General features: G+C 65.3%; 23 protein-coding genes and 1 pseudogene. 14 read left to right on the top strand and 10 right to left on the bottom strand.

Going from position 1 to position 23,682, the window contains the following annotated elements; genetic code table 11:
* The first annotated feature begins 71 nt into the window (after window positions 1–71).
* The 5 genes and pseudogenes from CT676_RS16540 to CT676_RS16520 all read left to right on the top strand — a co-directional run.
* Window positions 72–866: an ATP12 family protein gene (locus tag CT676_RS16540; protein WP_135214966.1), complete on the top strand. Its 795-nt coding sequence runs from the start codon at window positions 72–74 to the stop codon at window positions 864–866.
* 56 nt (window positions 867–922) lie between these two features.
* A complete protein-coding gene (locus tag CT676_RS16535; RefSeq protein ID WP_167768066.1) occupies window positions 923–2,515 on the top strand; it encodes a flagellar hook-length control protein FliK in 1,593 nt (530 codons plus the stop codon).
* Window positions 2,512–2,775, top strand: coding sequence for an EscU/YscU/HrcU family type III secretion system export apparatus switch protein (locus CT676_RS16530; protein ID WP_028151179.1), 264 nt, complete (start codon window positions 2,512–2,514; stop codon window positions 2,773–2,775). Before CT676_RS16535 ends, CT676_RS16530 begins: the two co-directional genes overlap by 4 nt.
* A 127-nt stretch (window positions 2,776–2,902) precedes the next feature.
* Complete coding sequence (gene blaOXA, locus CT676_RS16525) at window positions 2,903–3,721, top strand: class D beta-lactamase (RefSeq protein ID WP_135214988.1); 819 nt, start codon at window positions 2,903–2,905, stop codon at window positions 3,719–3,721.
* Window positions 3,722–3,784: 63 nt separating this feature from the next.
* Window positions 3,785–4,438, top strand: a pseudogene (locus CT676_RS16520) (carboxymuconolactone decarboxylase family protein); the annotation flags it as partial.
* Between the two features lie 161 nt (window positions 4,439–4,599).
* On the opposite strand, the gene CT676_RS16515 reads toward CT676_RS16520, so the two are convergent.
* The 3 genes from CT676_RS16515 to CT676_RS16505 all read right to left on the bottom strand — a co-directional run bounded on the left by CT676_RS16515 (window position 4,600) and on the right by CT676_RS16505 (window position 6,815).
* Entirely contained in the window at window positions 4,600–5,598 is a 999-nt protein-coding gene (locus CT676_RS16515) for a dienelactone hydrolase family protein (protein ID WP_135214965.1), read from the bottom strand.
* A 72-nt stretch (window positions 5,599–5,670) separates the two neighbouring features.
* Window positions 5,671–6,267, bottom strand: coding sequence for a hypothetical protein (locus tag CT676_RS16510; protein WP_135214964.1), 597 nt, complete (start codon window positions 6,265–6,267; stop codon window positions 5,671–5,673).
* A 143-nt stretch (window positions 6,268–6,410) separates the two neighbouring features.
* Window positions 6,411–6,815, bottom strand: a complete 405-nt coding sequence (locus tag CT676_RS16505) for a DUF4260 domain-containing protein (RefSeq protein ID WP_085405473.1) — start codon at window positions 6,813–6,815, stop codon at window positions 6,411–6,413.
* Between the two features lie 149 nt (window positions 6,816–6,964).
* Here CT676_RS16505 and CT676_RS16500 point away from each other — a divergent pair, with 149 nt between their 5' ends.
* Window positions 6,965–8,497, top strand: a complete 1,533-nt coding sequence (locus CT676_RS16500) for an acyl-CoA carboxylase subunit beta (protein ID WP_135214963.1) — start codon at window positions 6,965–6,967, stop codon at window positions 8,495–8,497.
* 65 nt (window positions 8,498–8,562) lie between these two features.
* Complete coding sequence (locus CT676_RS16495; protein ID WP_135214987.1) at window positions 8,563–8,910, top strand: hypothetical protein; 348 nt, start codon at window positions 8,563–8,565, stop codon at window positions 8,908–8,910.
* Between the two features lie 105 nt (window positions 8,911–9,015).
* Here the strand turns inward: CT676_RS16495 and CT676_RS16490 are convergent, their stop codons facing one another.
* Both CT676_RS16490 and CT676_RS16485 read right to left on the bottom strand, forming a co-directional pair.
* Window positions 9,016–9,672, bottom strand: a complete 657-nt coding sequence (locus CT676_RS16490) for a glutathione S-transferase family protein (protein ID WP_135214962.1) — start codon at window positions 9,670–9,672, stop codon at window positions 9,016–9,018.
* A 196-nt stretch (window positions 9,673–9,868) separates the two neighbouring features.
* Complete coding sequence (locus tag CT676_RS16485) at window positions 9,869–11,827, bottom strand: alpha/beta hydrolase domain-containing protein (protein WP_135214961.1); 1,959 nt, start codon at window positions 11,825–11,827, stop codon at window positions 9,869–9,871.
* 106 nt (window positions 11,828–11,933) lie between these two features.
* Here CT676_RS16485 and CT676_RS16480 point away from each other — a divergent pair, with 106 nt between their 5' ends.
* Both CT676_RS16480 and CT676_RS16475 read left to right on the top strand, forming a co-directional pair.
* Entirely contained in the window at window positions 11,934–12,263 is a 330-nt protein-coding gene (locus CT676_RS16480; RefSeq protein WP_135214960.1) for a hypothetical protein, read from the top strand.
* A 134-nt stretch (window positions 12,264–12,397) separates the two neighbouring features.
* A complete protein-coding gene (locus CT676_RS16475; RefSeq protein ID WP_028154910.1) occupies window positions 12,398–12,679 on the top strand; it encodes a hypothetical protein in 282 nt (93 codons plus the stop codon).
* 148 nt (window positions 12,680–12,827) lie between these two features.
* On the opposite strand, the gene CT676_RS16470 is transcribed toward CT676_RS16475, so the two are convergent.
* The 3 genes from CT676_RS16470 to CT676_RS16460 all read right to left on the bottom strand — a co-directional run bounded on the left by CT676_RS16470 (window position 12,828) and on the right by CT676_RS16460 (window position 15,258).
* Window positions 12,828–13,076 (bottom strand): hypothetical protein, encoded by a 249-nt coding sequence (locus CT676_RS16470; protein WP_135214959.1) that lies wholly within the window; start codon window positions 13,074–13,076, stop codon window positions 12,828–12,830.
* 276 nt (window positions 13,077–13,352) lie between these two features.
* Complete coding sequence (locus CT676_RS16465; protein ID WP_135214958.1) at window positions 13,353–14,363, bottom strand: alpha/beta hydrolase; 1,011 nt, start codon at window positions 14,361–14,363, stop codon at window positions 13,353–13,355.
* 196 nt (window positions 14,364–14,559) lie between these two features.
* Window positions 14,560–15,258, bottom strand: coding sequence for a winged helix-turn-helix domain-containing protein (locus CT676_RS16460; protein WP_135214957.1), 699 nt, complete (start codon window positions 15,256–15,258; stop codon window positions 14,560–14,562).
* A gap of 149 nt (window positions 15,259–15,407) precedes the next feature.
* Between CT676_RS16460 and CT676_RS16455 the strand changes: the two genes are divergently transcribed.
* From CT676_RS16455 to CT676_RS16445, 3 genes are read left to right on the top strand one after another with little or no spacing between them, the layout of a single operon-like run.
* Window positions 15,408–15,716, top strand: coding sequence for an NIPSNAP family protein (locus CT676_RS16455; protein ID WP_135214956.1), 309 nt, complete (start codon window positions 15,408–15,410; stop codon window positions 15,714–15,716).
* Window positions 15,717–15,740: 24 nt separating this feature from the next.
* Window positions 15,741–16,091, top strand: coding sequence for an antibiotic biosynthesis monooxygenase (locus tag CT676_RS16450; RefSeq protein WP_028151163.1), 351 nt, complete (start codon window positions 15,741–15,743; stop codon window positions 16,089–16,091).
* Window positions 16,092–16,142: 51 nt separating this feature from the next.
* Complete coding sequence (locus CT676_RS16445; protein ID WP_135214955.1) at window positions 16,143–16,952, top strand: isocitrate lyase/phosphoenolpyruvate mutase family protein; 810 nt, start codon at window positions 16,143–16,145, stop codon at window positions 16,950–16,952.
* A gap of 162 nt (window positions 16,953–17,114) precedes the next feature.
* Here the strand turns inward: CT676_RS16445 and CT676_RS16440 are convergent, their stop codons facing one another.
* Window positions 17,115–17,510, bottom strand: a complete 396-nt coding sequence (locus CT676_RS16440) for a hypothetical protein (protein WP_135214954.1) — start codon at window positions 17,508–17,510, stop codon at window positions 17,115–17,117.
* A 166-nt stretch (window positions 17,511–17,676) separates the two neighbouring features.
* Between CT676_RS16440 and CT676_RS16435 the strand changes: the two genes are divergently transcribed.
* Window positions 17,677–18,321: a trimeric intracellular cation channel family protein gene (locus CT676_RS16435; RefSeq protein WP_135214953.1), complete on the top strand. Its 645-nt coding sequence runs from the start codon at window positions 17,677–17,679 to the stop codon at window positions 18,319–18,321.
* Between the two features lie 128 nt (window positions 18,322–18,449).
* Here the strand turns inward: CT676_RS16435 and CT676_RS16430 are convergent, their stop codons facing one another.
* The gene (locus CT676_RS16430; protein WP_135214952.1) at window positions 18,450–19,661 is read right to left on the bottom strand and encodes a cytochrome c; all 1,212 of its coding nucleotides are present in this window, start codon (window positions 19,659–19,661) and stop codon (window positions 18,450–18,452) included.
* Window positions 19,662–19,933: 272 nt separating this feature from the next.
* Between CT676_RS16430 and CT676_RS16425 the strand changes: the two genes are divergently transcribed.
* Window positions 19,934–23,425 (top strand): indolepyruvate ferredoxin oxidoreductase family protein, encoded by a 3,492-nt coding sequence (locus CT676_RS16425; protein WP_135214951.1) that lies wholly within the window; start codon window positions 19,934–19,936, stop codon window positions 23,423–23,425.
* Window positions 23,426–23,682: the final 257 nt, after the last annotated feature.

The raw sequence follows: 23,682 nt of genomic DNA, 5'->3' as shown, positions 1-23,682 counted from the left end.
TTGCCGCTCGCTTTATCAGCCGCCGGTCTTGGCTTACAAGCCTAGCATCCAGAGACCGAGGCCGAAACGAGATGCGCGAATTGTTCGATGAGGTTGCGGGGCGGTCCCCGCTCGATCCGCAGGAGGCGGTGCGCCAGGCCGCGCGTACGCCGCGGCGCAAGCGCTTCTACAAGGAGGCGGGCCTGGCCGAGGCCGAGGGCGGCTTCGCCATCACGCTGGACGGCAGGCCGATCCGGACGCCATCGGCCCGCCAGGTGGTGATCCCGTCGCGCGCGCTGGCCGATGCCGTGGCCGCGGAATGGGCGGCTCAGGGCGAGACGATCGATCCCGTGACGATGCCGCTGACGCGGATCGCCAACAGCGTCGTCGAGGGTGTCATCGATCGCGTCGAGCTCGTCAGCGAGGACCTTGCGAAATACTTCGAGACCGACCTGCTGTTCTATCGCGCCGGCCACCCCGAAGGGCTGGTCGCCCGCGAGGCCGCGCATTGGGACCCCGTGCTGTTCTGGGCCGCGGAGACGCTGGGCGCGCATTTCATCCTGTCCGAGGGCATCATGCACGTGAAGCAGCCGGACGAGGCCGTTCAGGCCGCCCGCGCCGCGCTCCCCGGTGATCCCTGGTCGGTCGCGGCGCTCCACGTGGTCACGACCCTGACCGGTTCTGCGCTGCTGGCGCTGGCGCTCGCCCATGGCGTGCGCGATGCCGGCCAGGTCTGGGCCGCCGCCCATGTCGACGAGGACTGGAACGCCGAGAAATGGGGCGTGGACGAGGAGGCGGCTGCCCGCCGCGCCGCCCGTCTGAAGGATTTTGGGGCCGCTGTGGCAGTGCTGGCGGCCGTAGAGCCGCAAGCGGACAAAGGTCCTTAACGAGAGGTTTACGAGGGCGGCCTTAGGGTGGGGCTAGCGTTCCCTGGGCCCCTGAAATGCCAACGCCGATAAGCTCGATCGTTCCGGTCAGTGCCGCCAGCCCCGTGGCTGATGCGGCGACGCCCGATCTTGTGCTCCAGGCCGGCAGCGTCGTGGACGCAAGGGTCGTCAGCGTGATGGCCGACAATCTGGTGCGGATCGCGATCGCCAATCTGTCGATGGATGTGATGTCCGAGGTGTCGCTGACACCGGGGCAAAATCTCCAGCTCGCAGTGTCGCAGAACGACGGCACCATCAGGCTCGCCATCATGAACGGGGCAGGCGAGCCGACGGCCGACCAGATCACGCTGACGCCGCGGGCGGCTTCGCTCGTGGACAGCCCGTCGCTCGCGCCATCTGCGACCACCGCGCGCAACACGCTGACGCCGTTGGAGCAGGTCGCCGTCACCGTGGCTTCGGCCGAGGCGGTCACGAAACAGGGCAGCCAGGCGCCGTTGTTCGCCAATCTCGCCTCCGTCGTCACCGGCAGCGATCTGCCGGCGGGACTGAAGCAGGCGGTGCTGGACGTGCTGGCGCAGCAGACGCCGCTCAACACCGCCCTCGACGGCGGCGATATCGAATCCGCCTTCCAGAAGTCCGGTCTGTTTCTCGAGGCGTCATTGGCCGCAGGCGCAACGCCGTCCTCCGGCACAATGCCGGACCTGAAGGCCGCGCTGCTGGTGCTGCGCCAGACATTGGCCACGCTCGAGACCGCCGCGCCACAGGCGCAAGGCGCCGCGATCACTACGGCGGGGAAACCGCAGGTCGCCGCCGTGCCGGCTCAGGCTGCATCGCCGTCAACCGAGCTCGATATGGCCCAACAGCCGCAGATGCCGCGCAGCGCCAATCTCCCAGCCGCTGTGCTCGCCGACATCGCCGGCGGCGCTCCGCAGGCCGCGATGCCGCGAACCATGTCCGCCGGCCTTGCCGCGGCCCTCCTTCAAGAGGTCACGCAAAACCTGCCGCGCATGATCGGCAACGTGCCGGGCTCCAACAAGGCCGTGCCGGATGGCCATCTCTTCGAGGCCGCGGCGCGCGCGACACCGCCGCCGTTCCGCGGCGCGCTGCCGGCGCCGCAGGCGATCGCCTCGCCATCGCTCGCGCCGGATACACCGCTCTCCGCAACGGTGCACCGCCTGCTCGACGACACCGATGCCGCGATCGCGCGGCAGACCTTGTTGCAGGTCGCCTCGCTGCCCGATCGCACCGATGCCTCTGGCCATCGCATCGATCCGACCGTGCCGCAGTGGAATTTCGAGATTCCCTTTGCAACGCCGCAGGGCACCGCGATGGCGCAGTTCGAGATCTCGCGCGACGGCGGCAACGAATCCGCCGATCCCGCCAAGCGCGCCTGGCGCGCGCGCTTCACGCTCAATGTCGAGCCGGCCGGCCCCGTGCATGCCCTGATCACGCTCAACGGCGACAAGACTTTTGTGCGGATGTGGGCGGAGCGGCCCGCGACCGCGCAGCAGCTCCGCGCCGGCATCGGCGAGCTCAATCAGGCCCTGACGCGCGCCGAGCTCAAGCCCGGCGACATCCTGGTGCGCGACGGCACGCCGCCGCAGCCGGCGCCGGCCCGCGCCGGCCACTTCCTGGATCGCGCCACATGAGCGATCCATCCAAGCTCGCAATTGCGCTGCACTACGAGAAGGGCAGCAACGCGCCCGTCGTCGTCGCCAAGGGCAAGGGCACGATCGGCGAAAAGATCGTCGAGATCGCCAAAGCCAACGACATCCCGATCGAAGAGAACGAGATCTTGGCCGGCGCGCTGTCCAAGGTCGAGCTCGGAGAGGAGATCCCGCCCGATCTCTACAAGGCCGTCGCCGAAGTGCTGGTGTTCGTGCTGCGGCTGTCGGGCCGGGGGCGGTAGAGCATGATCCGGAAAAGTGTGCAGCGGTTTTCCGACAAGATCATGCTCAAGAAATAACCTGTCATCGTTTCACCACGATAGCGGCTGCATGGTCGCGGCCATCTTCATTGCTCAACGGATACTGCTCGTGCTCACCCGCCGTTCCACCCTCGGCCTTCTCGCCGCAGCCGCCACCATGCCGCAGCGCGCGTTCAGCCACGTCGCGCCGCCGCGCAACGAGATTCGCGACAGCCTCGCAAAGCGCTTCACCGATCTTGGCACGGCAGGCACCTTCGTCGGCTACAAGGTCGAGGACTATCTGATCGTCGCGAGCGACAAGGACCGTTCGGGCGAAGCGACGCTGCCGGCCTCGACCTTCAAGATTCCGAACTCGCTGATTGCGCTCGAGACCGGCGTGGTCACAGATCCCGACAAGGACGTATTCCCCTGGGACGGCGTGAAGCGGCCGATCGAAGCGTGGAACAAGGACCACACGATGCGCAGCGCCATCGCGGTCAGCGCCGTGCCGGTCTATCAGGAGATCGCGCGCCGGATCGGGCAAGAGCGGATGCAAAAGTATGTCGACATGTTCGACTACGGCAATCGCGATATCGGCGGCGGCATCGACCAGTTCTGGCTCACCGGGAATTTGCGCATCGACCCGGTCGAGCAGATCGATTTCGTCGACCGGCTGCGCCGCCGCGCGCTGCCGATCAGCAAGCGCAGCCAGGATCTCGTCGCCGATATCCTGCCGGTGACCAAGGTCGGCGACAGCGTCATCCGCGCCAAATCCGGCTTGCTCGGCGCCGAGCGCGGCGAGCCGTCGCTCGGCTGGATGGTCGGCTGGGCCGAGAAGGGTGAGGCGCACACCGTGTTCGCGCTCAACATGGATTGCAAGGAGCCGCGTCTCGTCGGCGAGCGTATGCCGTTGACGCAAGCCTGCCTTGCCGAGATCGGCGCGATCTAGCTGGCGCGTACGAACCTGCTAGCATCCTTCCGACCAAACAAAAGAAAAGGTCGGGAGGATAAAATGAATTCAACGCCACTCTGGCTGTCGTCGCTCACGTTGGCCGCCGCCGGCGGATGGCTTGCCGCGACGATGTTTGCCGCACCCGCCACCAGCAAGGAGCCGCGCTTTCCGCAGCTCACCATGGACCAGCTCGACGCCAAGCAGAAGCCGCTCGGCGAGCAGATCATGAAGGTGTCGAGCGTCGGCATCGGCGGGCCCTACAATCCGATGATCCGCAGCCCGGTGCTCGGCCAGCGACTGTTCGACCTGTTCTACTATCTGCGCTGGGAAACCTCGGTCCCGACCAAGCTGAACGAGTTCGCGATCCTGATCATCGGGCGGCAGTGGCGCTCGCAGGTGGAATGGTTCGCGCACGCGCCGCTGGCGGCCAAGGCGGGCCTGTCGCCTGATATCATCACGGAGTTGAAGGCCAACAAGCGGCCGTCGAAAATGGCCGAGGACGAGGCCGTGGTCTACGACTTCGTCACCGAGATCACCACGACCAAGAAAGTTTCCGACGAGACCTACACGCGGGCGAAGAAGGTGTTTAGCGATCAGCAGATCGTCGATCTCACCGCGGTGTCTGGCAATTACGTGATGGTTGCGATGCTGCTGGCGATGGCCGAAGAGACGGTGCCGCCGGACAAGCAGGAGCCGTTCAAGCCGGGCGAGCCCTTAGGCGAGCAGCCTTCGTTGCGGCCATCCTTCGAGACGCCCGCCTCTGGCGGGCTCCTCAGGATGAGGTCTTGCTTCGTGGCGAGATATCAGACCCTCATGGTGAGGAGCGCCGCTTGCGGCGCGTCTCGAACCATGAAGGCCGAGCAGCCTCCCAGCGCCTAGCCCAGCTTGAACAGCGCTTGCAAAAATTCCTCCACCGCCTTGCGCGACTCCGCGGCGGTCGCGGGGTTGCCACCGACATGCGGGTTGAGCTCGACGCAGGCATCCTTGTAGGTGAAGGGCGCGTTGGTATCGCCGTTCATCAGCATGCCGCCGTCGCCCTCCTTGATATGGCAGTTGCGCACGGTCTGCGCGTTGGCCGACACCGCAACGGTGTTGACGCCGAGCAGGCCGCTGTCGAAGCCGTGCGCGCTGTCGGGGTACTCCGTCAGCACCACGTCACGCCCGGCCGTCTTGAGCCGTCCGACGAACGCCTTGCAGCTCGTCACGGGATTGTAGTCGTCAGGCGTGCCGTGGAAGATCCGGACCGGGCGTGCGGCGACGTCGCTGTCGCTCTGATACGTCGTCGAGCAATCCGGATAGAAGGGAATGTAAGCCGCGAACTGCACGCCGGACTTGTTCCAGAGCTTGTTGAAGCGCTCGAGGCTCGCATAGAGCGTCGCCTGTCCGCCGCGCGAGAAGCCCATCAGCACGATGCGGTCGGGATCGACGCGGGGATGCTTCGCAAGAATCTCCAGTGAGCGGTAGATGTCGACGATCAGATTGAGGCGGCCGAGCAGCGCCTGGTTCGGCCCGACCACCGTCAGCCCGCGGCCGGTAAAACCGTCGATCACGAAGGTCGAGATGCCCATGGCGTTGAAAGCATGCACCCAGGCCTCGGTCGTGGCGCCGACGCCGCTCGAGCCGTGCATCAGCACCACGACGGGAAGTTTGCCGGTGCCCTGGGCGACGCGGAATTCGCCAGCGACCGTCACCGGCTTGCCGGCCGCCGCATCGCCCCTGAGGAATTGCTGGTCGGAGAGGGTGAGCGAGGGGATCGGGAAGATCTCGGTCCGGGGGGCGGCTTCCCTTGGTAGCGACTGCGCGTTGGCGTCGGCGAGCAGGCTCGAAACGCACAGTGCCATGAGTGTCGCAGGGACGCGAATTGCCGTCGGCATCAGATTCCCCCCTATGATTTTGGCCTAATAGAACAACCGGTCTGGGCGCTGTCAATTTGATGCGCGACGACCTCAGGCCTTATCGGCCGTCTTCTTCGCCGTCAGCGCCTGGTCGATCGCAAAGCCGCCGATCTCGCTCATCGCCTGCGAGATCACGTCGCCCTTGCGGGCAAAGCCGTTGGAGAGGACATCGAACTGGGTGCGTGCCAGGCGCAGCACCTCGAGCGGCACCGAGACCACGGTCTCGTTGAAGCTGTCGACGGAGGCGCGCAACGTCTCGAGCTCGGTGGTGAGCTTGCCGATATGGCTTTCCGCATCCTGCATCAGGCCGAGCAGCTTGCCGCGCTCGGCGTCGAACGCGGCGCGCTCGGCCGCCGCGGCCGCGGTCACCTCGGCGAGCTGGGTCCCCAGCGCCGCGATCTGGCTGACCATGGCGTTTGAGGCGAGCTCGGTCGTCTCGCGCAGCTCCACAAGGCGCTTGTTCTCTTCCTGTTGCTCGTTAAACAGCCGTTCGGCCGACATCGCCCGGTGCTTGAGCGATTCGATCAGCGCGGCCGCGCGCAGCAGCATCTCGCCGTTGCGCCCCGACACCATGCTGGCCATCCGCCGCAGGAAGTCGGTGGTTTCGGACGGGCTGTTCGGCGGCAGGGGGACGACCGTGGCGGACATGGGTGATGCTTGCAGCCAGACGTGGTGACCGCCGCCGTACCGACTGGGCTCACGCAACATTCGGCGCCTGATCGTGAAGGGAGCAAGCCTGAATCGGCCGGCCCGGTCAACCGGTGGGGGCCGACAAAACGACGGCAATCCCCTCAGGCGTCTTTCTGGCGGCCGATCCGCCCGAGATGGGTGAAGCCGAACCCGGCCGAATATTTCAGGCCATAGCCGAGCGCCCGGTCGATGCCGATATGGGCGAGCCAGATCATGGCGATGGACAGCGTGAGCGGCGAGGCGAAGCCGAAGCCCAGCGTCAGCAGCGCCACCGGCGCCATGTAGCTGTGGGCGGCATTGTAGACCAGCGCCCCGAATCTGGCGTCGGCCAGGTACGCCAGGAAGCTCAGATCGGGGACGAAGAAGAGCAGGGCGAACACCAGCCACGAGCCGCCCCAGGAGGCGTAGAGCATCACCATCCCCGTGAACAGGGTCAAGCCTTCCAGCCGCAGGAGGATCTTGACGCCGCCGGTCGCCGCGCCCGTCTCGGCCGTTACCTCATCCATTGTCGTCTCCCAGGCAAAACTCTGTAATTCCTTGCGCTTTCCCGCTGCGGCAAGGCAGCCCTGCGGCGCCGAAAGCGGCTTCCCGGCCCGCAAAATGCCGTGTTAGAACCCCCGGCAATCGCATTTAGGCTAAGAACTGGCGGGAGCAAATGAAGAATATCCTGGACGCCCTTGAAGATCGTCGCGCCGGCGCAAAGCTCGGCGGCGGGGAGAAGCGCATCGAAGCGCAGCACGCCCGCGGCAAGCTGACCGCGCGCGAGCGCATCGAGCTCCTGCTCGACAAGGGATCGTTCGAGGAGTTCGACATGTTCGTCGAGCACCGCTCCACCGAGTTCGGCATGGAGAAGAACAAGATCCCCGGCGACGGCGTCGTCACCGGCTGGGGCACCGTCAACGGTCGCAAGACCTTTGTCTTCGCGAAAGACTTCACGGTGTTCGGCGGCTCGCTCTCCGAAACGCACGCGCTGAAGATCACGAAACTCCAGGACATGGCGATGAAGGCGAGGGCGCCCATCATCGGCCTCTACGACGCGGGCGGCGCCCGCATCCAGGAGGGCGTCGCCGCGCTCGCCGGCTATTCCTATGTGTTCCGCCGCAACGTGCTCGCCTCCGGCGTGATCCCGCAGATCTCCGTCATCATGGGCCCCTGCGCCGGCGGCGACGTCTATTCACCTGCCATGACCGACTTCATCTTCATGGTGAAGAACACCAGCTACATGTTCGTCACCGGCCCCGACGTGGTGAAGACCGTCACCAACGAGGTCGTCACCGCGGAAGAGCTCGGCGGTGCCTCGGTGCACGCCACGCGCTCCTCGATCGCCGACGGCGCCTTCGAGAACGACGTCGAGACGCTGCTCCAGATGCGGCGCCTGATCGACTTCCTGCCGTCCAACAACACCGACGGCGTGCCGGAATGGCCGAGTTTTGACGACATCGGCCGTGTCGACATGTCGCTGGATACGCTGATCCCCGACAATCCGAACAAGCCCTACGACATGAAGGAATTGATCCTGAAGGTCGTGGACGAGGGCGACTTCTTCGAGGTCGCGGATGCCTTCGCCAAGAACATCGTCACCGGCTTTGGCCGCATTGCGGGCCGCACCGTCGGCTTCGTCGCCAACCAGCCGATGGTGCTGGCCGGCGTTCTCGACAGCGACGCTTCGCGCAAGGCCGCGCGCTTCGTCCGTTTTTGCGATGCCTTCAACATCCCGATCGTCACCTTCGTCGACGTGCCGGGCTTCCTGCCGGGCACCGCGCAGGAATATGGCGGCCTGATCAAGCACGGCGCGAAACTGCTGTTCGCCTATTCGCAGTGCACCGTGCCGCTGGTCACCATTATCACCCGCAAGGCCTATGGCGGCGCCTTCGACGTCATGGCCTCCAAGGAGATCGGCGCCGACATGAACTACGCCTGGCCGACCGCCCAGATCGCGGTGATGGGCGCCAAGGGCGCGGTCGAGATCATCTTCCGCAGTGACATCGGCGACCCCGACAAGATCGCCGCGCGCACCAAGGAATACGAAGACCGCTTCCTGTCCCCCTTCATCGCCGCCGAGCGTGGCTACATCGACGACGTCATCATGCCGCACTCGACCCGCAAGCGGATCGCCCGGGCGCTGGCGATGCTGAAGGACAAGAAGGTGGAGACGCCGGCGAAGAAGCACGACAATTTGCCGTTGTGACGACAAGTAGCCCGGATGGAGCGTAGCGAAATCCGGGTTTTTAACCCAAGTGCCGCATGTCGCTGATGACCGAAGACGATCCGACCGACGAGATTTCAGACATTGAGGCGCGGATCGAGCGGCTGGCCGAGATCGCCGAGCGATGCCGGAAGTACATTCTGGCATCCAAGATCGCGATTGGCGGCGGCGGCGCGCTGTTGTTGATCACGATCCTTGGGTTGTTCGGGACAGGTCTGATTGCGGCGCTCGGATCGATCGCCCTGGTGCTGGGCGGGATCGTGTCGCTCGGTTCGAACATCAGCACGTTGCAGCAAACCGAGAGCGCCATCGGTGCTGCCGAGGCGCTTCGCGCGCAACTGATCGGCAGGATCGATCTTCGCGTGGTTGAGGACACGCCGCTGAAATTGGTGTGAGGCGAAGTTCGTAGGGTGGGTTAGCCCCGCGACTGCGCGAAGCGCAGTTCGCGCGGCGTAACCCACCATCTTTGTTGAAACATGCGCTGGCGGATTGCGCCTGCGCTAATCCGCCCTGCGTTTGACATCCGCCGCAACGAAATGCGCCATCTGATCGGCGTGGGCTTTTGCGAACGCCGGACGGCCCGTGGCGCGTGCGACGTAGTCGCGGCAGGCAGGACTGTCCGCCAGGCCGTCGAACTTGTCGACGACGCGCAGCACGTCCGACATCAGGATGTCGGCGACGGAGAAAGACCCCGCCAGCCATTCGCGGCCGGCCAGCACGGTCTCCATGTGCTTGAGGCGTAGCTTGAGGAAGTCGTCGACGAATTTCACGGCAGGCGAGCCATCGTCACTGCCGGTGAACTTGAACATCGTCCAGGGCAGGGCCGGCATCTCCACCGAATTGAGCGCCGCGAACACCCACTCCTTTGCCTCGCTGCGACCGCGCGGATCGGTGGGCATCAGCCTGTCGCTGAGCTCACCCAGATGCAGCAGGATCGCGCCGCTCTCGAAGATCGAGAGGTCACCATCGGTCAGCCACGGCACCTGGCCGAAGGGCTGGTGCGCGAAATGCGTGGCGTCCCGCGGGCCGAACGGCACGCTCGCGACGCGATAGGGCAACGCGGCCTCTTCGAGCGCCCAGCGCACGCGAAGGTCGCGTACGAAACCCCGCGGCATCTCGGGAACCCAATCGAAGGTGGTGAGGGTGAGGTTGGCCATGCGGTGTCTCCGTGCTGTCTGGGCATAGGACGGATGGAGGACGGGCGTTCCGACAGGCGCGGACGGTTTTTCTCCGCGGGCAGCGACCGTAGGGTGGGCAAAGGCGCACTTGCGCCGTGCCCACCATCTTTTGGCCGACGACAGAAGTGGTGGGCACGCTCCGCCTTGCCCACCCTACGGGGCCACTGGGCTTCGCTCACTGCCCAAGCTTCGCCAACTTGCCTTGCTTCGCGGCCTCGACCGCGCGCTCTGCATCCTCCGGCAGCAGGGTCCGCTCCGCCACCTGCCGCGCCGCCTCGCGCCGTACCGCGGCCACATACGCGCCATCGTCCGCATAGCGCTCCCCGATCGACAGCCGGGGATCGTGCACTTCCTTCCGCGCGGCCTCGGTCGGTGCGAATGGCACCACCGCGCCTTGCAGCGGATAGAGCGCCGTCGGGCCAAATCCCTGCGCGCGCGGATTCCATGCGGTGTAGGTCGCGCGCGGCACTGCGAGCGCAAGCTGGCGGATACCCGCGATGGCCATGCCGTCATTGTCCGCCTTCGGCACGAACACGGGATAGCGGCCGATCTCCTTGGGCGGCAGCACGCTCTGGTCGGAGAAGGCGGCCAGCGTGTGGATGCCGGCGTAGGGTAGGCCGGGGATATCCATCGGCACCGCGCCCTGTGCCGATACAAGTGTGCCGTGAGCGCGCATGGGGACGCGGCTTGCGGGCGGCTTGATGCCGTCGCTGATCCAGGCGTTGAGGTCGGTGAGCAGCGCGCGCATTGGCCCGCCCGCATGCATCGGGTTTTGCGGCAGCGACATCGCCGGCACGCCCTTCCGCATCACGTCGGAAGCTTCGGCGAAATGCGGCGTGCCTGTGATCATATAGGCGCGGACGTTGTCGGGCAGATCAAGGTGGTTGCCGGCGAGGTCGGTGACCAGCAGCGAGGCGTGCGAGGCCCACCATTCGTGCTCGCTGTCGGTCTGCATCACCTTCGGGCACGTCGCCGAGAGCGCGCAGCGGCGAAGCAGGCCGTCGGTCTTGCCGGAATAGGGATCGCTGAGGCTCGCATAGGTGAAGGGGAAGAGATCAGCCTGCCACGCCGGATCCTGCGGATGGCGCGGGTTGCGGCCGGGCTGGCCGAAGCGGACGTTCGTCGCCATCCGCCGCGTGCCCGCGACATGCGGCATCAATCCGTCGAACACCGTGCGGCCCTGGAGGTCCTCGTTGAAGCCGAGATAGAGGAAGTCGCGGAGAAAGCGGCCGGATTGCGACACGCCGAAGCCGATCGCGCGGCTGACGGAGGGATGCAGGCCGTTCAGCAGCGGGTTCGCTTGCGTCTCATCGTGGCGGAGAAAGCTGACGACGTCGCGCACGGCGGCATAGCCCATGCCGAGCGGCACAGGATCGCGCGCGGTGTAGGTGATCTCGTAGAGCGCGCCGGCATCAAAACCGTCGGGCCGGGTGATCTCTACTGTCACGGGATCGACGAGCTTTGCGAGGAGGCCGGAAGGCGCCTGCCGCGCATCGGCCCAGGCGGCGCGCACGGAGACCTTGAGGTCGGCGGCGTCGGTCGCCGGCCAGGTCAGCGTCGCACGCGCGGGATTGGTCGTGTTGTCGAAGACCACCTCTTCGCGCGCAGGCCCGGTGACGGTCTTCAGCACCGGCGCCGTCATCGCCATCTGGCCGGGCTTGGAGGGGATGTCGCCCTGCCAGCCGACCCAGACCATCGTAAAGCCCTGGCGATGCTGGAAGCCGATGCCGGCGTCTTCGGCCTTGTCGGCATTGTTGGCGCCGGGCTGGGCGGAATCGTCGAACAATTGCGGCGCCAGCTTGCGGCCGCGATTGGGCACCTCGAGCAGCAGCGTGCCGTTGCCGTGAGTGGGATCGGTGGGCCGCAGGATCACGACGTCGGCGGTGGCTGCCACCTTGCCGTCGGAGCTACGCGGCGCGAGCGCGAGGTCGGTGATGACGGCGTTGCGATCGTCGGACGGGTTGAGCGCGAAGGTCGCGCGCGCGGTGATGCGCTCATAGGTGCCGACATCGCCAAAGCTGCGCCCGGCAAAGGCGGGCTCGCGCGCGAGGATGTCGAAGCGGACGATTTCGGCGAGCGAGGCCGTGGGCCACAGGCAGGTGATCGCAACGACGCCCGTGATGATCCTGCGCATGGCCGTTCCTTCCCCCATCGGCGCGATCATGAAGTTCCGTCGCGCGGGCTTTTTGTTGCCGCCACTATAACCGTCTATGCTGCGGCCAAACAACGGGAGGAAACACATGCCTGCTGCCTACTTCGTCGTTCGCGCCACCGTCACCGACGCCAGCAAGCGCGCCGCCTTCGACACATGGTACGAGACCGCGCATGTGCCGGACGCGGTGAAGGCGTTCGGCATAGCTAAGGCCTGGCGGTTCTGGAGCCTGGACGATCCCTCGCTGCATCAGGCCATGTATCAGTTCGATGACGAGGCCAAGCTGGCTGCGATGCTGAGGGGCGATGCGTTGAAGCAGCTCGTCGCCGATTTCAATCGCGACTGGCCCGACGTGAAGCGCACGCGCGAGACGCTGGTGCTGGCGCAGGAGTTTGCGAAGCAGGACGCCGGAGCGTAGCCCGCACCGAGTCCCGTAGCTCGCTTGTCCCTGACACCCATGTCATGAATCTGAAGATGCGATTCAGCTTTCGTTCATGTCGTGACCACGACACTCCCTCTGCATCACTTGCTCGATAGCCTAGAGGACATGTCATGGAGCGTCGGAACTTTTTGAAACTTGCATTCGGCGTCGCGGCTGGAGCCGCGACGTTGACCGCGACCGCACAAGCTGCGCCGTTGGCGCCGCAGCCGCTCGGTGATCCCGCGCGCGCGCCGCAAGGCAATCCCGACGCTCGTCCCGCCGTCACCACCAGTGAGGAGACCGCGCAGCTCAAGCCCGAGCAGGTGCATTGGCATGGCCACCACCGCCATTGGGGCTGGCGCCGCCGCCACTGGGGTTGGCATCGCCGGCGCTGGCACCGCCACCACTGGTAAGCTCGACACAAGCCAAGCCTTGAACGGGGATCGTGATTGCGGTCCCCGTTTTGATTCGGAGCTGGCGGATGCGACGTCAGGCGTTCAAAACGAAAATGGCCGCGCAGGCTTTCGCCGCACGGCCATCTCGCAATACGAAAAGGTCAGATCAGATCGGGCGGCAGCGGCCACCCCACCAACGGAAGCCGTACGGGCAGACGCGGGCGCGGGGCACGACGACGACCGGCGGGGCAACCACCACCGGGCCGGGCCGCACAACGACCGCACCGCGCATCGGGCGGCAGCCGCCATAGGCGCCGCGGTACCAGCCGGGGCCGCAGCCACCGGCGGCGCTGGCCGCTTCGCTGAAACCGGCGACCGCGCTGGCGAGCATGACGGCGGCAAACAGGTATTTCATGTGATCTTCCTCTTGTCCTTGGGCAGGTTTTTGGGGCGCTTGCGGCGCACAATGAATCAAAAGATACGATTCGACACGTTAAATTTGGGGACGTGCCGACACGTCGCGATCCAAACCTGCCAATCATGACCTGAATGCGGCATGAACATTCTCCGCATGCGGCTTCCGGCGACAGCGATGGCGCGCCGTCCCGATGGAATCGGAACGGAGCTCCAGGTTCTTTGTTCTGATGCGTTTCTTTGACGCGAACCGGTATCGACGTCGCTCGAAAACGCTCTAGCGGCCGAGAAAGCCCAGCACCAATTCCTTGTACTTCTCCGGCGCCTCCAGGAAGACGAGGTGTCCGGTGTCCGGGATCACTTCGGCCCGCGCGTTCGGCATCTTGGCCGCAAGCGCTTTCGCGAGCTCCGCGTTCTGGCCCATTTTCGCGCGCAATGCCTCCGGCGCGTTCGGACGGCCCGGCGCGTTGTGATCGTCGGCGCCCATGATGAACAGCGTCGGCTCTGTGATCAACGCGACCTCGTGCGCGACCGGCTCGCGATAGATCATCTGGCCGGAGCTGACGTAGGCGCGCAGCCAGCGCGGATAGTCCGGGCTGCCCTTGATGTTGTAGCGGGCATCGACGAACGGCGTGATCGCGTCGGGCGGCAGCTTGATCGCGTAATTGGTCTGGAGCTGCTTGCGATAGCCGTCGGGTGTGAGCTTGTCCTCGCTCTCGATGATCTTCTCGGTCGGCGTCGGGGGCACGTAGAGGCGGTAGTCTTCCAGCCCGATCGGCGCGGTCAGCACGAGATGGGCGACGCGGTCCGGATAGGCGCGGGCGATGCGCACGCCCAGCATGCCGCCGAGCGAATGCGCGACGACCTCGGCTTTGTCGATCTTGAGATGATCAAGCAGGGCGATGGTGTTGCGCGCCAGATTGTCGAAGTGCAGCTCGCCTTGCGGCTTGGAGGATTTGCCGAAGCCGATCTGGTCCGGCACGATCACGCGAAAACCGGCGTCACTGAGCATCTTGATGACGGGCGCCCAGTAGCTCGACGGAAAATTGCGCCCGTGCAGCAGCACGACGGTGCGGCCGTTCGGCCGCTCGGGCGCGACGTCCATATAGGCCATGCTGAGCTGCTCGCCGTCATTGATGACAGGCAGCAGATGCACGGGATACGGATAGGCAAAGCCTTCGAGCGCGATGCCATAGGGCTCGCGCGGGGTAGTGTCGGCGGCGTAAGCGAAAGAGAGCGGGGCGGTGAGGAGGGCGGCGGCAAGCGCGACCGGGAGGAGGCGGTTCATGAAGATCTCGTAATTGGAGCCGTCATTCCGGGGGCACGTCGAACACGCGAACCCGGAATCTTGAAGTTCCAGGTTCGATGCTTCGCATCGCCTCGGAACGATACTGCGCTTAAAGCGATGGATGGCCCGGTCAAGCCCGGCCATGACGGAAGCCGTGGTTCACACGCAAACGTGCGATCTCACGCACCTGGCGTGATCAATCCTTCCCGGTCGCGAACAGCGTCGCAAACTGCTTCTCGCCGGTACGGGTGAAGTTCACCACGCGGCTGCCGGGCGTGGCGTCGCGCGCGGCCCATTTCAGCTCGGCGAAACGCTGCATCATGGCGGCGCCCAGCGTGCCCGCGAGATGATGGCGCCGCTCGCTCCAGTCCAGGCAGGCCTTGCACACCGGACGGCGCGGATGGGTCAGCATGTCGGGCGAGATCTGCAAATGCTTTGCGAGAAAGCGCTCGCCTTCAGGCGTCAGCTCGATGTCCTGCTTCTTCTGCCTGACCAGGTTTCGCGTGCGTAGACTGTCGAGCATCTGCACGCCGAGATCGCCGGCGAGGTGGTCGTAGCAGATCCGCGCGCGCCGCAGCGCCGGATCCTTCGGCCCGGTGCGCACGCGCATGTGGCCGGTGCGCGCGGCAAGTCCCGCAAGGCCTTCGAGCACGCCGGCGACGTCATCGTCGGTGAGGCGGTAGTAGCGGTGGCGGCCCTGCTTCTCTGGCTCGATCAGCCCGCCGGCCTCGAGCTTGGCCAGATGCGAGCTTGCGGTCTGTGGCGTGATGCCGGCCTCCTGCGCGAGCTCGCTCGCCGTCAGCGCGCGGCCGTTCATCAGCGCGGTGAGCATGTTGGCGCGGGCGGGGTCGCCGACCAGCGAGGCAATCATGGCGATGTCAGGACCTGATTTCATGCTTCGATGGTAGCCGAAGCATTGCGGTGGGGCAAGGACGTAGTCTGTTTCTGCGAACACGTCATTGCGAGCGAAGCGAAGCAATCCAGTTGCTTCAGCGGCGACGGTGTTGCTCGCGCTTGCCGCAATGAAAAATCAGGGAGCCAACCATGTCCGTCACCGTCTTCATCCGCTACCAGCTCGATCCCTTCAAGCGCGCGCAGTTCGAGGAATATTCGAAGCGCTGGCTCACCATCATCCCGAAATGCGGCGGCGACCTGATCGGCTATTTCGTGCCGCATGAGGGCACCAACAACATCGCGTTTGCGCTGATCACCTTCGAGAGTCTGGCCGCCTATGAGGCCTATCGCGCCCGGCTGCGGCAGGACGCAGACGGCATGGCCAATTTCCATTTCGCCGAGGAGAACAAATTCATCCTCGCGGAAGAGCGCACCTTCCTGCGCAAGGTGGTATTGTAGACCGCCAACGCAAAGGAGACGCCCATGATTGCCGTGATTTTCGAAGTCTGGCCCAAGCCGGAACATCGCCAGGACTACTTCGACCTCGCGGCCGACCTGAAGCCGATCCTGCAAACCATCGATGGCTTCATCTCGGTCGAGCGCTTTGAAAGCCTGACCGAGAAGGGCAAGATCCTGTCGGTGTCGTTCTGGCGCGACGAGGCAGCAGTCCAGGCCTGGCGCAACACGATGGAACACCGGCGCACGCAGGCGAAGGGCAGGGCGAAGATCTTTGCCGATTATCACCTGCGCATCGCCAGCGTCATCCGCGACTACGGCATGAATGATCGCGAGCAGGCGCCGAAGGACAGCCGCGCCGTGCACGACGCGCACTAGCGTTTGCATTTGCGCAGGCTTATCTCTGCGCGGCCAACAAGGGAGAGAAACATGCATGTGACAACCGCTGACAAGCGCGCGACGTTCAAGACGATGCACGAGAGCGGCTGCTTCATCCTGCCCAATCCGGTCGACGTCGGCAGCGCCAAGGCGTTGCAGCATCTCGGGTTCAAGGCACTGGCCTCATCGAGCGCGGGCTTTGCCTGGACCATCGGCAAGGCCGACAACCACGTTACGGTCGATGACGTCTGTCAGCATCTGGCAGCATTGTGCTCGGCCGTCGACATCCCCGTGAATGCGGATTTCGAGGGCGGCTTTGCCGTCGAGCCGGACAAGGTGGCGGACAATGTCGAGCGCGGTGTGCGCACCGGCGTCGCCGGCCTCTCGATCGAGGACTCCACCGGCGACAAGGACAAGCCGCTCTACGAGCGCGCGCTGGCGGTCGAGCGCATCAAGGCCTCGCGCAAGGCGATCGGCGACAGCGGAGCGCTGCTGGTCGGTCGCTGCGAGGCGTATTTGTGGGGCGTGACCGACCTCAAGCTCGTCCTCGACCGGCTTACCGCTTACGCCGACGCGGGAGCCGACTGCCTCTACGCGCCGGGCCTGAAGACGCGCGAGGACATCGCCGCCGTGGTGAAGGCTGTCGCACCAAAGCCGTTCAACCTGCTGATCGGCGCGTCCGGCCTGTCCTTGCAGGAGGCCGCCGACCTCGGCGTGCGCCGCATCAGCGTCGGCGGCTCGCTCGCCCGCGCCGCCTGGGGCGGCTTCATGCGCGCCGCGAAGGAGATGGCGGAGAAGGGGACCTTTACGGAGCTCGGCACCGGCTATTCCGGCGGCGAACTCAACAAGATGTTCAGCTAAACGAAAAGCGGCGGGATGTAAGGTCCCGCCGCTCTCTCATCCTCTCGGTGTCATGCCCCCCGCAAGCGGGGCATCCAGTACGCCGCGGCCTCTTGATTCAATCTCCGCCGCCGGTCGAATACTGGGTCGCCCGGTCAAGCCGGGCGACGACAGCTGTTGTCGTTACTTCGCGCCCTCGGACGGGGCGGCCGGAACTGGCGCCGCCGGCTTGCTCGGGGCAGCACCCGTGGTCACGCCCGGTCCCGTGTTGTTGCGCGGCGTCACATCGCGCATGCCGGGAGGCGCGGCCGGATTCGCAGGCGGAGCCTGCTGGGCGGTCTGCGTTGCCGGCGTGTTGCTGGCCTGGTTGCCGGTGCTCGTGTTGTTCAGTCCGTAGAACACGGCACCCAGTACCAAGGCGATCGCCACTGCGAACAAGGCTACCTTGCCGCTGGAGGCGGGGCCTTCGCCAAGCTCGGGATCGACCTGAAGCTCGGCATCCCGTCGCGCCGCACGGACATACTCATCATCGGCGAGATTCGGGCGATACGGATCGTTGGGAAAACGGTCGTCAGCCATCGATTTTGTCTCCTCGATTATTGCGGCTGGACAACCCCTAGATGCGAGATTCTGTTCCGCCCTCCTTAGTGCTTTCGTCGCATGTTGCCCTTGCGCGAGGAATCGGGAACCTGTTCATTTTGGAACCGTGCGCGTCGGTTCCATCGATGGGGAAGGGAACAAGGCGATGTGGAGCTTGCCGCCGAGCGATAGCGTGCTGCATCTGTTGTCGCTGGTCGCGGTCGCAGCGCAAGGCATGACCGCCGCGCTCGCGGCCGGCCGCCGGAGCATGGACTGGCTCGGCGTCTGCTTCCTCGGCTGCATCACCGCGCTCGGCGGCGGCACCTTGCGCGATCTCTTCCTCGGGCACTATCCGCTGGCCTGGGTCGCTCATCCCATCTATCTCGCGCTGGCCGGCGGCGCGGCCTTCCTCACCATCCTGATCGCGCGGCTCGTGCACCGGCTGAAGGTGGCCTTCATCGTGCTCGATGCCATCGGTCTCGTCGTCTTCACGATGGCCGGCTGCGACATCGCCTGGCAGACGAATGCCGCGCCGCCGATCGTCATCGTCTCCGGCATGGTGACCGGCTGCGCGGGCGGGGTGCTGCGCGATGTGCTCTGCAACGACGTGCCGCTGCTGTTCCGCTCCGAGCTCTACGCGACCGTTTCGGTGGCGACCGGCCTGTTCTACGCCACCGCCTTCGGCCTCAATCTCAATGCGGAGCTCTGGACGATCTTGACGTTTGTCCTCGGCGTCAGCTTCCGCCTGCTCGCGGTGCGCTACAAATGGGAGATGCCGAAATTCGTGTTCACGGAAGGTGAGGAGCGGTAGGCGCTCTTTCGTTCACTGTTCCATCTACGTCGTCATTGCGAGCGCAGCGAAGCAATCCAGCATCTTTCCGCGGAGGGACTCTGGATTGCTTCGCTGCGCTCGCAATGACGGAGAGGAGGCAGCAAGAACTACGGCTTTCCCTTCCGCGCCTTCGCCACCTGCGCCGTGGTCACCAGCGGCGCGGCGTTGCCCCAGGAATTGCGGATGTAGTTCGTCACTGCGGCGATCTCTTCGTCGGACAATTGCTTGGCATAGCCCGGCATCTCGCCGGCGTTGGGCGCGCGTGGCGTCGTCACGGTGTGGGCGCCGTCGAGGATGATGCGCAAGCTGGAGGACGGATTGACCGATTGCAGAAGCGCGTTGCCGGGCAGCGGCGGATAGATGCGCGGCGCGCCGGAGCCGTCGGCTTCATGGCAGGCGATGCAGAGTTTTGCGTAGACGGCCTGGCCGGCCTTCATCTCGGCCTCGTCGGGCGGCGTCACGATCGTCTCGCGCCGCGACGGCGGCAGACTCTTCAGATATTCCGCGATGGCGCGCACATCGGCATCGCTCATCTTCGAGGTCGAGCCGACGACCACCTCGGCCATCAGCCCGCCGGCATGGCTTTTGACGTTTCGCGCGCTTTGCAGATATTCGGTGATGTCTTCGACGCTCCATGACTTCAGCCCGGTGCGCGCGGCGCCATCGAGCCTTGGTGCGTACCAGCCGCCGACCTCGTTGCCCGACAGCGCCTGCGCAGTTTTGTCCGCGCCGAAATAGTTCTTCGGCGTGTGGCAGGCGCCGCAATGGCCGAGCCCGGTGACGAGATAGCCGCCTCTGTTCCACGCCGCGCTCTGGCTCTGGTCCGGCTCGAACAGGCCGGGCTTGAAATACATGGCGTTCCAGACCCGCATCAGGCCGCGATAACCGAACGGCCAGCGCAGCTCTGGCGGCTTGTTGCGGCTCGCCACGGGCGCCAGCGTTCCGAGATAGGCCCGGATCGCCAGCGTGTCGTCCTTCGTCACCTTCGTGAAATAGGGATAGGGGAAGGCCGGGTAATAGTTCGAGCCGTCGGGCGCGATGCCGGTGCGCACCGCGCGGGTGAAATCGGCGTCGGTCCAGGCGCCGATCCCGGTGTCACGATCCGGCGTCAGGTTCGGCGCGTAGATCGCGCCGAAGGGCGTATCGATGCGCTTTCCGCCCGCGAATGGCTTTGCCGGATCGGTGGTGTGGCAGCCCGCGCAGTCGCCGGCCTCGACCAGGGCCTTGCCGTAGGCGATCAGCTCCGGCGATGGCTCGGCGGCGCGGGCCGCGCTCGCAACTGCACCGCACAATGCGACAACAGCCAGAATCATTCGCATCGAAAGCTTCCCCTGCGACCAATCGCCCGGATAGGAGCCTCACGTCGTTTCGCGTCAGTGGGGGTATGGTGACACAAATTGAAAATGCTTGATGCCTTTGCAGCCACGAAATTGCGATTATTACCCGGCGCTTCCTTTGGTCCAGATTTGTGATGCGGAGCGTTAAATATCCGACATAGAGTGGCGGAGTTGGTCGGCGCGCCCTAGCTAAAAACAACGGGCAGGCAACGGCTTAAGTGGCCAAACGCTCAAACGGGCGGAAGAGGACAAGAATGGGTATCAACCAGGGTCCGATCAGTCTCGACCAGAAATACACCCAGGAAACCGGACACGTCTTCACCACGGGCATCCAGGCCCTGGTCCGGTTGCCGATGGCCCAGATCCGGCGCGACGCCGCCAACGGCCTCAACACCGCGGGCTTCATCTCCGGCTATCGCGGCTCGCCGCTCGGCGGCTATGACCAGCAGCTCTTTGCGGCGCGAAAGCATCTCGAGCAGTACAACATCAAGTTCCAGCCCGGCGTGAACGAGGATTTGGCGGCGACCGCCGTGTGGGGCTCGCAGCAGCTCAACCTCTCGCCCGGCGCTAAATATGATGGCGTCGTCGGCATCTGGTACGGCAAGGGCCCCGGCGTCGATCGCTGCGGCGACGTGTTCCGCCACGGCAATGCCGCCGGCTCGGCCAAGAACGGCGGTGTGCTGTGTCTGGCCGGCGACGACCACGGTGCAAAATCCTCCACCGTTCCGCATCAGTCCGACCACGCCTTCATGTCGGCTTTGATGCCGTATCTCTATCCCTCCAGCATCCACGAAATGATCGAGATGGGCCTGCTCGGCATCGCGATGTCGCGCTATTCGGGCTGCTGGGTCGGCATGAAGGTGATCACGGAGACGGTGGAGACCACCGCCGAGATCGACCTCACCGACGAGATGAAGCCGTTCATCATCCCGCCCGATTTCGAGCTGCCGCCCGGTGGCCTCAATCTGCGCTGGCCCGACGACCGCTTCGAGCAGGACCGCCGCCTCCAGGACTACAAGGGCTTTGCCGCGATCGCCTTTGCGCGCGCCAACAAGGTCAACCGCGTCACCATGGATTCACCGAACGCCCGCTTCGGCATCATGGCGTCAGGCAAGAGCTATGAGGACGTCCGCCAGGCGCTGCGCGAGCTCGGGATCACCGAGGAGGTCGCCGCCAAGATCGGGCTTCGCCTCTACAAGATCGGCATGCCCTGGCCGCTGGAGCCGGAAGGCGTACGCCAGTTTGCGGTCGGCCTCGAAGAGATCTTCATCATCGAGGAACGGCGCGAGATCGTCGAGAACCAGGTCAAGCAGGAGCTGTTCAACTGGCGCGACGACGTCCGCCCGCGCATCGTCGGCAAGATGGACGAGCACGACAAACGCTTCCTGACCTTCGCCGCCGAACTCAGCGTCGCCTCGCTTGCGACCTCGCTCACCGAGCGGCTTCTCCGCCTCAATCTCAACCCCGAGATCGCGGAGATGCTCCGCGCCAAGGCCGACTGGTTCAACGGCCGCCAGGCCACGCAAATGCAGGCGACGGCGCCTGTCTCTCGCGTACCGTATTTCTGCTCCGGCTGTCCCCACAACACGTCCACCAAGGTCCCCGAAGGCAGCCGCGCGCTCGCCGGCATCGGCTGCCACTTCATGGCGCTGTGGATGGATCGCTCGACCGAGACGTTCACTCATATGGGCGGCGAGGGCGTGCCGTGGGTCGGCATCGCGCCCTTCACCAACGAGAACCACATCTTCGCCAATCTCGGCGACGGCACCTACTTCCACTCCGGCCTTCTCGCCATCCGGCAGGCGGTCGCCTCCAAGACCAACATCACCTACAAGATCCTTTATAACGACGCGGTGGCCATGACGGGCGGCCAGCGCCATGACGGCGATCTCTCGCCGCAGCAGATCACGTTCCAGCTCCACGCCGAGGGCATCCGCGAGATCTATCTGGTCTCGGAGGCGCCCGACACCTATCCGGCCGACACCATCGCGCCCGGCGTGAAGCTGTATCACCGCGACGAACTCGACAACGTCATGAAGATGTGCCGCGAGTACAAGGGCACCTCGGCGATCGTCTTCGTGCAGACCTGCGCGGCCGAAAAGCGGCGCCGCCGCAAGCGCGGCCTGATGGAGGATCCGGCGCGCCGCGTCATGATCAACCCGGCGGTCTGCGAAGGCTGCGGCGATTGCTCGGTGCAGTCGAACTGCATCTCGGTCGAGCCCCTGGAGACCGAGTTCGGCCGCAAGCGCGCCATCAACCAGTCGTCCTGCAACAAGGACTATTCCTGCGTGAAGGGCTTCTGCCCGTCCTTCGTCACCGTCGACGGCGGCAAGCCGCGCCATCGTGCGCCGGCCGATCTCGGTGACATCGGCGAGCTGCCGGAGCCCGCGTCTCGGCCGACGGTGGACAAGCCCTATAACATCGCCGTCGGCGGTGTCGGCGGCACCGGTGTCCTCACGATCGGTGCGCTGCTCGGCATGGCCGCTCATATCGAGGGCAAGGCCTCGATGATCCTCGACATGTCGGGCCTGGCGCAGAAGGGCGGGGCGGTGCTCAGCCACGTCCGCCTGTCCGATCATCCGGCCGAGGTGACCTGCTCGCGTATCGTCACTGGTACGGCGGATCTCGTGCTCGCCGCCGACGAGGTGGTCGCGGTCGCCAAGGACACGATCTCGCTCTGCGACACCAGCCGCACCCGCGGCATCATCAACAGCCACGTCATTCCGACCGCCGACTTCGTCCTCAACCGCGATTTCAACTTCCAGACCCGCAAGCTGAATGGCTTGCTGGAGACGGCGCTGCACAAGGACTCGGTGTTCTTCGATTTCACCAAGCCGGCCGAGCAGCTGCTTGGCGACAGCATCGCCACCAACATGATGATGATGGGATATGCCTATCAGAAAGGCCTGTTCCCGCTGTCGGCAGAATCGATCGAGCAGGCGATCGAGGTCAACGGCGTCGCGATCAAGATGAACAAGGAGGCCTTCCGCCTCGGCCGCCTCGCGGTCGCCGATCCCCAGCGCCTCGCCGACATGCTGAAGGGGACGGACGAGGTGGTTGCGCCGAAGACGCTCGACGCAATGACGCTGGATGAGGTCGTCGCGCACCGCGCCAAGCACCTGACCGCGTACCAGAGCGGCCGCCTGGCAAAACGCTATCACAAGCTGGTCGATCAGGTTCGCGATGCCGCCAAGCAGGGCGGTTATGACGATGCGCTGCCGCGCGCGGTCGCGGTGAACTACGCCAAGCTCCTGGCCTACAAGGACGAATACGAGGTTGCGCGCCTCTACACCGACGGCGCCTTCGAGCAGCAGCTCCGCGACCAGTTCGAGGGCGACTTCAAGTTCAACTTCAACCTTGCCCCGCCGATCCTCAGCAGTGGTGTCGACGCGCTCGGCCGCCCGAAGAAGCGCGCCTTCGGCCCGTGGATGCTGAAGGTCTTCCGCGTGCTGGCGAAATTCAAGTTCCTGCGCGGCACGCCGCTCGACATCTTCGGCCACAGCGCCGACCGCAAGCTCGAGCGCGATCTGATCGTGGGCTACGAGAAGGACGTCGCCACCGTGCTCGGCCTGCTGTCGCCGGTTACGGTCGATACCGCGGTCGAACTGCTATCGCTGCCCGACCGCATCCGCGGCTACGGCCCGGTCAAGGAGAAGGCCGTCGCGGACGCGAAAGCCCGCTACGCCCAGCTCGCGGCCGACCTCGCGAGCCCGCCGCCGGCGCCGAGGCAGATCGCGGCGGAGTAGGGCGGTCTCGTAGGGTGGGCAAAGGCGCGAAGCGCCGTGCCCACCATCTCACCAAGTTGCACCGCAAGAGGTGGGCACGCTTCGCTTTGCCCACCCTACGATTTCGTCTTTGAAATCAACCACCGTCCTACTGTGCATGGGGTTGTTTTCGCAAAAAAGAAAATCGCTTGTGCCGTCGGGCAAAACACCTTTAGGACTCTGGCCGTCATTGCGAGCGCAGCGAAGCAATCCAGAAATGCCTCCGCGGATAGACTCTG

Origin of the sequence: Bradyrhizobium sp. MOS001 (assembly GCF_004634465.1) — a bacterium.
Lineage (GTDB): Bacteria > Pseudomonadota > Alphaproteobacteria > Rhizobiales > Xanthobacteraceae > Bradyrhizobium > Bradyrhizobium barranii.
The sequence above is the reverse complement of the archived record's forward strand: the minus strand, read 5'-3'. Positions and strand labels throughout refer to the sequence as shown.

Coding starts and splice junctions, on each gene's coding strand:
- CT676_RS16540 (WP_135214966.1), top strand. CDS start 72: ATGCGCGAATTGTTCGATGAGGTTGCGGGGCGGTCCCCGCTCGATCCG.
- CT676_RS16535 (WP_167768066.1), top strand. CDS start 923: ATGCCAACGCCGATAAGCTCGATCGTTCCGGTCAGTGCCGCCAGCCCC.
- CT676_RS16530 (WP_028151179.1), top strand. CDS start 2,512: ATGAGCGATCCATCCAAGCTCGCAATTGCGCTGCACTACGAGAAGGGC.
- CT676_RS16515 (WP_135214965.1), bottom strand. CDS start 5,598: ATGCCGACGGCAATTCGCGTCCCTGCGACACTCATGGCACTGTGCGTT.
- CT676_RS16510 (WP_135214964.1), bottom strand. CDS start 6,267: ATGTCCGCCACGGTCGTCCCCCTGCCGCCGAACAGCCCGTCCGAAACC.
- CT676_RS16505 (WP_085405473.1), bottom strand. CDS start 6,815: ATGGATGAGGTAACGGCCGAGACGGGCGCGGCGACCGGCGGCGTCAAG.
- CT676_RS16500 (WP_135214963.1), top strand. CDS start 6,965: ATGAAGAATATCCTGGACGCCCTTGAAGATCGTCGCGCCGGCGCAAAG.
- CT676_RS16495 (WP_135214987.1), top strand. CDS start 8,563: ATGACCGAAGACGATCCGACCGACGAGATTTCAGACATTGAGGCGCGG.
- CT676_RS16490 (WP_135214962.1), bottom strand. CDS start 9,672: ATGGCCAACCTCACCCTCACCACCTTCGATTGGGTTCCCGAGATGCCG.
- CT676_RS16485 (WP_135214961.1), bottom strand. CDS start 11,827: ATGCGCAGGATCATCACGGGCGTCGTTGCGATCACCTGCCTGTGGCCC.
- CT676_RS16480 (WP_135214960.1), top strand. CDS start 11,934: ATGCCTGCTGCCTACTTCGTCGTTCGCGCCACCGTCACCGACGCCAGC.
- CT676_RS16475 (WP_028154910.1), top strand. CDS start 12,398: ATGGAGCGTCGGAACTTTTTGAAACTTGCATTCGGCGTCGCGGCTGGA.
- CT676_RS16470 (WP_135214959.1), bottom strand. CDS start 13,076: ATGAAATACCTGTTTGCCGCCGTCATGCTCGCCAGCGCGGTCGCCGGT.
- CT676_RS16465 (WP_135214958.1), bottom strand. CDS start 14,363: ATGAACCGCCTCCTCCCGGTCGCGCTTGCCGCCGCCCTCCTCACCGCC.
- CT676_RS16460 (WP_135214957.1), bottom strand. CDS start 15,258: ATGAAATCAGGTCCTGACATCGCCATGATTGCCTCGCTGGTCGGCGAC.
- CT676_RS16455 (WP_135214956.1), top strand. CDS start 15,408: ATGTCCGTCACCGTCTTCATCCGCTACCAGCTCGATCCCTTCAAGCGC.
- CT676_RS16450 (WP_028151163.1), top strand. CDS start 15,741: ATGATTGCCGTGATTTTCGAAGTCTGGCCCAAGCCGGAACATCGCCAG.
- CT676_RS16445 (WP_135214955.1), top strand. CDS start 16,143: ATGCATGTGACAACCGCTGACAAGCGCGCGACGTTCAAGACGATGCAC.
- CT676_RS16440 (WP_135214954.1), bottom strand. CDS start 17,510: ATGGCTGACGACCGTTTTCCCAACGATCCGTATCGCCCGAATCTCGCC.
- CT676_RS16435 (WP_135214953.1), top strand. CDS start 17,677: ATGTGGAGCTTGCCGCCGAGCGATAGCGTGCTGCATCTGTTGTCGCTG.
- CT676_RS16430 (WP_135214952.1), bottom strand. CDS start 19,661: ATGCGAATGATTCTGGCTGTTGTCGCATTGTGCGGTGCAGTTGCGAGC.
- CT676_RS16425 (WP_135214951.1), top strand. CDS start 19,934: ATGGGTATCAACCAGGGTCCGATCAGTCTCGACCAGAAATACACCCAG.